9 protein-coding genes are annotated in these 6,815 nt (G+C 40.0%); 7 read left to right on the top strand and 2 right to left on the bottom strand.

Features of this window, described 5'->3' with window-relative positions:
• The 3 genes from G561_RS14370 to G561_RS0109120 all read left to right on the top strand — a co-directional run.
• A partial coding sequence (locus G561_RS14370; RefSeq protein ID WP_028859283.1) for a transposase occupies window positions 1-284 on the top strand: 284 nt, incomplete at its 5' end.
• 337 nt (window positions 285-621) lie between these two features.
• Window positions 622-1,134 carry a peptidylprolyl isomerase gene (locus G561_RS0109125; RefSeq protein WP_028859282.1) on the top strand — a complete coding sequence of 171 codons (513 nt, stop codon included), beginning with the start codon at window positions 622-624 and terminating at the stop codon, window positions 1,132-1,134.
• Window positions 1,135-1,171: 37 nt separating this feature from the next.
• Window positions 1,172-2,047 (top strand): UDP-2,3-diacylglucosamine diphosphatase, encoded by an 876-nt coding sequence (locus tag G561_RS0109120; protein WP_028859281.1) that lies wholly within the window; start codon window positions 1,172-1,174, stop codon window positions 2,045-2,047.
• Window positions 2,048-2,160: 113 nt separating this feature from the next.
• Here G561_RS0109120 and orn read toward each other — a convergent pair whose 3' ends face one another.
• Window positions 2,161-2,742, bottom strand: coding sequence for an oligoribonuclease (orn, locus tag G561_RS0109115; RefSeq protein ID WP_037032075.1), 582 nt, complete (start codon window positions 2,740-2,742; stop codon window positions 2,161-2,163).
• Window positions 2,743-3,045: 303 nt separating this feature from the next.
• On the opposite strand from orn, the gene rsgA reads away from it, so the two are divergent.
• The 4 genes from rsgA (at window position 3,046) to secB (ending at window position 5,842) form a co-directional block, all read left to right on the top strand.
• A complete protein-coding gene (gene rsgA, locus G561_RS0109110; RefSeq protein ID WP_028859279.1) occupies window positions 3,046-4,227 on the top strand; it encodes a ribosome small subunit-dependent GTPase A in 1,182 nt (393 codons plus the stop codon).
• A gap of 154 nt (window positions 4,228-4,381) precedes the next feature.
• Window positions 4,382-4,816, top strand: coding sequence for a rhodanese-like domain-containing protein (locus tag G561_RS0109105; protein WP_037032072.1), 435 nt, complete (start codon window positions 4,382-4,384; stop codon window positions 4,814-4,816).
• A 247-nt stretch (window positions 4,817-5,063) separates the two neighbouring features.
• Window positions 5,064-5,327, top strand: a complete 264-nt coding sequence (gene grxC, locus G561_RS0109100; protein WP_028859277.1) for a glutaredoxin 3 — start codon at window positions 5,064-5,066, stop codon at window positions 5,325-5,327.
• A gap of 65 nt (window positions 5,328-5,392) precedes the next feature.
• Window positions 5,393-5,842, top strand: a complete 450-nt coding sequence (secB, locus tag G561_RS0109095) for a protein-export chaperone SecB (RefSeq protein ID WP_028859276.1) — start codon at window positions 5,393-5,395, stop codon at window positions 5,840-5,842.
• Between the two features lie 308 nt (window positions 5,843-6,150).
• Here the strand turns inward: secB and adk are convergent, their stop codons facing one another.
• On the bottom strand, window positions 6,151-6,804 hold the full coding sequence (gene adk, locus G561_RS0109090; RefSeq protein WP_172462172.1) for an adenylate kinase: 654 nt from the start codon (window positions 6,802-6,804) through the stop codon (window positions 6,151-6,153).
• Window positions 6,805-6,815: the final 11 nt, after the last annotated feature.

The raw sequence follows: 6,815 nt of genomic DNA, 5'->3' as shown, positions 1-6,815 counted from the left end.
ACTTTGCATCAAAGGGTATTGATTTGCAAACACCGCTAAGACGCAATATGACAGATAATAGACCTAAGTCTGATGTTAATCGATTGATGCGTTATCGACGTAATATTGAGACTGTTATTGGTCAATTGTCTGACTGCTTTAATATACAGAAAGTACGTGCTAGAGATTTATGGCATTTGTCTCATCGTTTAACGCGTAAGATTCTGGCGCATAATTTCTGTTTTCTTTTAAATAAAAAACTTGGTAACCCGCCTCCTCAGTTTGAATTGCTAATAAAGTGTTGAGAGTGGGGTATTAATGTTAATACCTATATAGTGTTAATACGCTTTTTAAACAAGGGGGTTATCTGTTACTAGCAGAAATAAATTAACCAAGCTTTGGCTATAGTTAATATTTTTATCCCCTAAAGAAACGAATTATGAATAAAACTTGGGTTTATTTGGCACTCAGTCCAATAAAAGCCCTCTAGGACATCTTGTGAATGCACTTAAAACTTTAGGTTTTGGCACTTTAATGATGCCTCTTTTTTTGATGGGCTGTACCAACACCAATACAACCCCAACTAATAATGCCGGCACCAATACCAACACCAATGTTACATCTAATGTTAAGGATACAAAAATGAGTGATATGCCTGTAGTTCAGTTAAACACCTCGATGGGTGAAGTAGTTATCGAATTAAACGCTGAAAAAGCGCCTAAGACTGTAGAGAACTTCGTATCTTACGTAAAATCTGGTCATTATGATGGCACTATCTTCCATCGCGTTATCCCAGACTTCATGGTACAAGGCGGTGGTATGGACGCTAACATGAATGAAAAGAGCACCAATGCTCCTATCGAAAACGAAGCAGACAATGGCCTTAAGAACGAAGAAGGCACCATTGCTATGGCCCGTACTCAAGACCCACATTCAGCCACTAGCCAATTCTTCATCAACGTAAAAAACAACGCTTTCTTAAACCACTCTGGCAAAAATATGCAAGGTTGGGGCTATACAGTATTTGGTAAAGTAACTAGCGGTATGGATGTGGTTAAGAAAATTGAAGGCGTTCCAACAGGTCGTTACGGCATGCATGCTGATGTGCCAAAAGAGCCAGTTATTATCGAATCTGCAGTTATGGTTTCTGAATAATTTAGCCTAGCGCTAATTATAAGTTATTAATGATATGATGCTAATAAATGACTCTGCTGTTATCGATTACAGCCATCTAATAACTACTCGGCCCTATGATGTGCGCCGAGTGGTTATCAGTGACTTGCATTTATCAGCTGATGAGCCTGCCTTAGTGCAGGCTTTTTTAGCTTTAGTCGATGATTTAATCGCTTTACCCAATTTGACTGAATTTTATATTCTTGGAGATTGGTTCGATGCCTGGGTCGGTGATGACAGCTACTTAAGCTTAACCGCTGTTGAAGTCAAACAACACTGGCTCACCCCTATTATCGACAAGCTAACCCAGCTAAGTGCGCAAGGTTGCCAGATAAAAGTAATGCATGGCAATCGGGACTTTTTGATTGGACAAAGCTTCTGTGATCTATTTCATGGCGAGCTAATTACTGAGCCTTACTTAGTTACTATCGGCAATCAAAACTTCCGCTTTGAGCATGGCGATGGGCTATGTACCGATGACAAATCCTACCAACGTTTCCGTGCCATAATTCGTAACCCCCTTATCAAATGGACATTACTAAAAAGACCACTGCACAAAAGAATAGCTTTGGCACAAAAAATTCGTCAAAAAAGTGCCTTAGATAAAACCCATAAATCCATGTCAATTATGGATGTCAATCAACAGGCGGTACTTAGGGCCTTAAAGCCTGTAGACGTTTTATTGCATGGTCACACTCACCGTCCTGCTGTCCATGCGGTTGTCACTGATAAACAAAACAATCCAACCAAACCCCGTTACGTCTTGGGGGATTGGCGAGTGATAAATCCTGACAACTCTTATCAACAGGTTGAAGCAGTTATCGCAGTAAGCACAAGCACAGAATTAGAGCAAAAAGAAAGCCTTCAGCTGGTTAGATTTATGATTAAAGCCTAAAATAAGGTTTAATCAAAAACTCAGTTAGCCAAAGGCTTGATTTAGATAGCCCTAGATACTAGTTTCTAAAGCAGATATTAGCCCCCAAAAGCTATCTTTTTGATATCAATAAATTAATCTAATAACTTAAAGAAGTGCTGGCGGTAGTGCTTCAGCTCACGAATCGAGTCACGAATATCATCCATAGCCAAATGACTGCCCGTCTTCTCTACCCCTTTTAGAATATCAGGGCGCCAGCGATAGCATAGCTCTTTGATTGAAGAGACATCTAGGTTACGGTAATGGAAGAAGCGCTCTAGTTGAGGCATCTGACGTGCCAAAAAACGTCTGTCTTGACAAATTGAGTTACCACACATGGGCGACTTGCCCTCATCTACCCATTTACTCAAAAACTCAATTGTTTCTTTTTCGGCTTGTTCAAGAGTCACAGTACTACGGCGCACTCGATCAATTAACCCTGACTGACCGTGCTGCTTGGTATTCCACTCATCCATGGCATTCAATTTTTGATCAGAAACCTTGATGGCAAGCACTGGGCCTTCGGCCAATACATTTAAGTCTTCATCGGTTACGATGGTCGCAATTTCAATGATATCGTCATTCATGGTATCTAAACCAGTCATTTCCAAATCAATCCAGATAAGACCTTTTTTACCTTGGTTTCTAATTTTAATTTTATTGGGATGATCGCTCATAACATTTCCTAGACACTTTTAGTTCATAAAGATAAATAAAAAAAATAAAGTTAATTGTAGACAGCCAAGTCCTTTATTATGATCTGCAGCTAGACAGAATACTCAATCCGAGTATGTTACCAAATTTAGCCGCTAAGACCTTAACTATTCACGCAATATAACAGTTAAACTTTGAATTTATTGTACCAACGCCCAATAAACTATATCCTAGACACTCAGATACTCACTGTTTTTGGTAACCCTCGCGATTACTTAAGCACACTTCAATATTATAGGTAACTTAAATATAGGTAACTTGAATTTATGGCTTTGATACGACAACGTAAGCTAACCAAGCAACAACTTAGACGCATTGATAAACAACAAGCTCAGCAACAAGAGTCAATTGATGGTAGCTTGATGGATGGCGTGGTGATGGCTCATTATGGCAAACAGTTGGAGGTTCAAGTTACCTCCTTACCAGCCATTATTCCAAACCCACCTGTCGTGGATGAGGGTGAGCCTGAGCCTTTTTGGCAGGCCATTGAGTTAGGTGATATTTGGCGCTGTCATGTCCGCACCAACTTACCTATGTTAGCGACGGGAGACAAGGTTCGCTGGGTGGCTGACCCTAATACCGGCTTTGGTCGTATTGAGTCGGTTCAGCCGCGAACCTCTTTAGTTTCGCGCCCAGACCGTTACCATAAGCTTAAGCCTGTGGCTGCCAACGTTGACATTTTAGCCATTGTTTTTGCCCCGCTGCCCGCTGCTGCCCCTAATCTTATAGACCGTTACTTGGTGGTTTGCCATCATGCCGATGTTAAGCCACTTTTGGTACTAAATAAGGCAGATCTGTTGGCGATTGAAGACTATGCTTTCACCAAAAACTTACTTAGCGAATATCAAAGCTTAGGCTATGAGACTGTATTAACAGCAGCCCCCTGCCCTGAAAATATTTTACTCAACCCCTCACAAATTAGTAGTAAGAGCAGCCAAGAAGCTGCTGCCAAGACTAAGCTGACTGATATTGAGCCTTTACAGCAGCAGGCTGAGCTAGGACTAACTGATCTGCAACAGAAAATTAAAGATAAACTGGTGATATTCGCTGGTCAATCAGGCGTCGGTAAAAGCACCTTAGTTAACGCCTTACTGCCCAACTCCGATCAAAGCGTTAATGTAATCTCTACCAACTCCAAGCTAGGTCAACACACTACTACTACCAGTCGATTATTGCCTTTTAATCCTGAAGACCTTACTCAAGGCGGTATTGTCGATACCCCAGGTATTCGTGAATATGGCATTTGGCACTTAACCCCATATGATATTATTGCAGGCTTTGTTGAACTATATCCGTTGGCCGGCGACTGTCAGTTTAGAGACTGCAAACACACTCATAATAGTAAAGGGTGTGCTTTATGGCAGGCGGTAGCAGAAGGCAAAGTCATGCAGCGCCGCGTCGAAAGTTTGGTGACCTTGCAAGCAGAGGCAGACACCCCCACTTATTAGATATTGACTCAAATACTTTTAATAGAGGATTGTAACCGTTAAGTTAGCAATTCTCTATTGTCGTTAATGCATTCTAACGCTTATCACGTTATAATAATCGCCATAAAAATTTTACTGGAGAAGTGTTTTGTCACTAGATCGTTGGCTTGAATTTATGGGGAACCACCCTTTCTTATTTGGTACTTTGGCTGTACTTATCTTTTTATTTTTCACGGTTGAAAATAAACGCAGTGGTAAAAAGATTTCACCCAATACTTTAGGTACCTTAGTTAACTCTCAAAATGCACAAATTATTGATATTCGTGCCAAGAAAAAGTTTGAGACAGGTTATATCCAGGGTAGCCGCAACATCCCTTTCACCCAATTAAAAGACCGCTTAGAAGAGATCAGAGCCATTGAAGCTCCAGTTGTTGTGGTTTGTGATATGGGTATTCAAGCAGGTGCTGCGGTACAATTGATTGGTAAACCAAACGTATATCGTCTTGATGGCGGTATTGGCGGTTGGCAAGCAGCAGGTATGCCGCTGGTTGGGGCCACAGTAAAAAAATCAAAAACTGTGGATGGAAAAGCCAAGGCCAAAGCAAAATAAATATTAGACAATAAGGTCGTACGTGTTTATGTAGTTTAGTACGACCTTAGTTTTATTATTACTTTATTATTTGGTCATTAAAGCAGTGATTATTTTTAGGCTGCGTTACCAGACAATACCCTACACACATTAAGTAATATATCTGGTACAAAATGCCAGACAAACCCTTAATTATAATGGACGCTGTTTTGGTACAATTGACTTTAAAGCTACACCAATAAATATTTTATAACCAAAAGGATTGCTCATGACTGCTCCTGTTACTGTATATACAACCCCTATTTGCCCTTATTGCTCAAACGCCAAACAGCTTTTGAAATCAAAAAACATTGAGTATAAAGAAATCGGTATGCATGATATGAGTTCTGATGAGCGTATGGCTTTAATGAAAAAGACCAATAACTACAGAACTGTTCCACAAATCTTTATCGGAGAAACTTTCATCGGTGGCTTTGATCAGCTAAACGCATTGAATGAAAGTGGTAAACTTGATGAAATGCTGAATGCCTAATTTTGAGCATTTAGTAACTCTATAATTTTATAATCATAAAATTTAACTTAAAAAAGGACATTTTTATGGCTGAACAACAAGCACAACCTCAACTAGCCCTTGAACGTATTTATGTAAAAGACATGTCACTTGAAGTAGCTGGTGCAGAAGTATTTACTAAAGAATGGCAACCAGAGTTAGACATTAATCTAGCTACTAACGCTGAACCACTAGATGAAGATCACTATCAAGTGGTTTTAACTGTTACTGTTAATGCACAAAACGCAGGTTCAGCAGCCTTTATCGCTGAAGTTCATCAAGCTGGTATCTTCTTGATCAAAGACATTCCTGAAGATCAAATTGGTCAAATTTTAGGTGCTTACTGCCCTAACATCTTGTTCCCATATGCCCGTGAAGTTATCAGTGATATCGTAACCCGTGGTAGCTTCCCACAGTTATTGTTAGCTCCTGTTAACTTTGACCAAGCTTACGCTCAAAGCCAGCAACAAGCCGCTGATGCTGAAGGCAATGCTTAATTAGTTGTACTGCAACTGCAATTAACTGACCTAGCTACTATTTGACTAGGCTGGTCTAATTAAAGCCACTATAAGCTACTTATAGTGGCTTTTTTAATATCTGTTATATTTGACTGTTTGCCCTATTCAGTCTCAAAACCAAACCCACTCGATAAACTTAATATATAAAGCCAAATAAAATATAGAGCCAATTAAAATATAAAACCCAATAAAAAAGCCCCGCATCTAACAAGATAGCGGGGCCTTATAGTGGCTTATAAACTAAATACTCAACTCAGACTTAGATTGAGATTCAGTAATAAAACAAACTAGCCTTTTAGTGCACCAAGGATATTTTGCTTAACCACATCGATGTCTTTAGTACCATCAAACTGGTGATACTTAGGTGCATTGGCATCTTCTTTGGCTTTGTTCTGATAGAAACCAACTAATGTAGAAGTTTGCTCATGGTAAGTGGCCAGACGATCACGAATGGTCTCTTCTTTGTCATCTTCACGTTGGATTAGTGGCTCACCAGTAACATCATCTAAGCCTTCTTGCTTAGGTGGGTTGTATTTTAGGTGATAAACACGGCCAGAGCCTGGATGCTGACGGCGACCTGACAAGCGAGAAACAATTTCATCATCTGGAACGCTAATCTCTACCACATGGTCGATATCAACACCAGCTTCAATCAAAGCTTCTGCTTGAGGGATAGTACGTGGAAAACCATCAAAGATACAGCCATTTGCACAGTCAGGCTTCTCAATACGCTCTTTTACCAAGTTGATGATTAAGTCATCAGAGACTAAACCACCTGACTTCATGATGCCTTCAGCTTTTTTGCCTAACTCTGTTCCTTCTTTAATAGCAGCACGTAGCATATCGCCAGTTGAAATTTGTGGAATATCATATTCTTTAGATATGAACTGTGCTTGGGTTCCTTTACCTGCCCCTGGAGGCCCTAGCAGAATAATACGCATCATAGTGGTAA

Source organism: Psychrobacter phenylpyruvicus DSM 7000 = NBRC 102152, assembly GCF_000685805.1.
Taxonomy (GTDB): domain Bacteria; phylum Pseudomonadota; class Gammaproteobacteria; order Pseudomonadales; family Moraxellaceae; genus Psychrobacter; species Psychrobacter phenylpyruvicus.
This window is presented reverse-complemented; position numbering and strand designations above follow the sequence as displayed.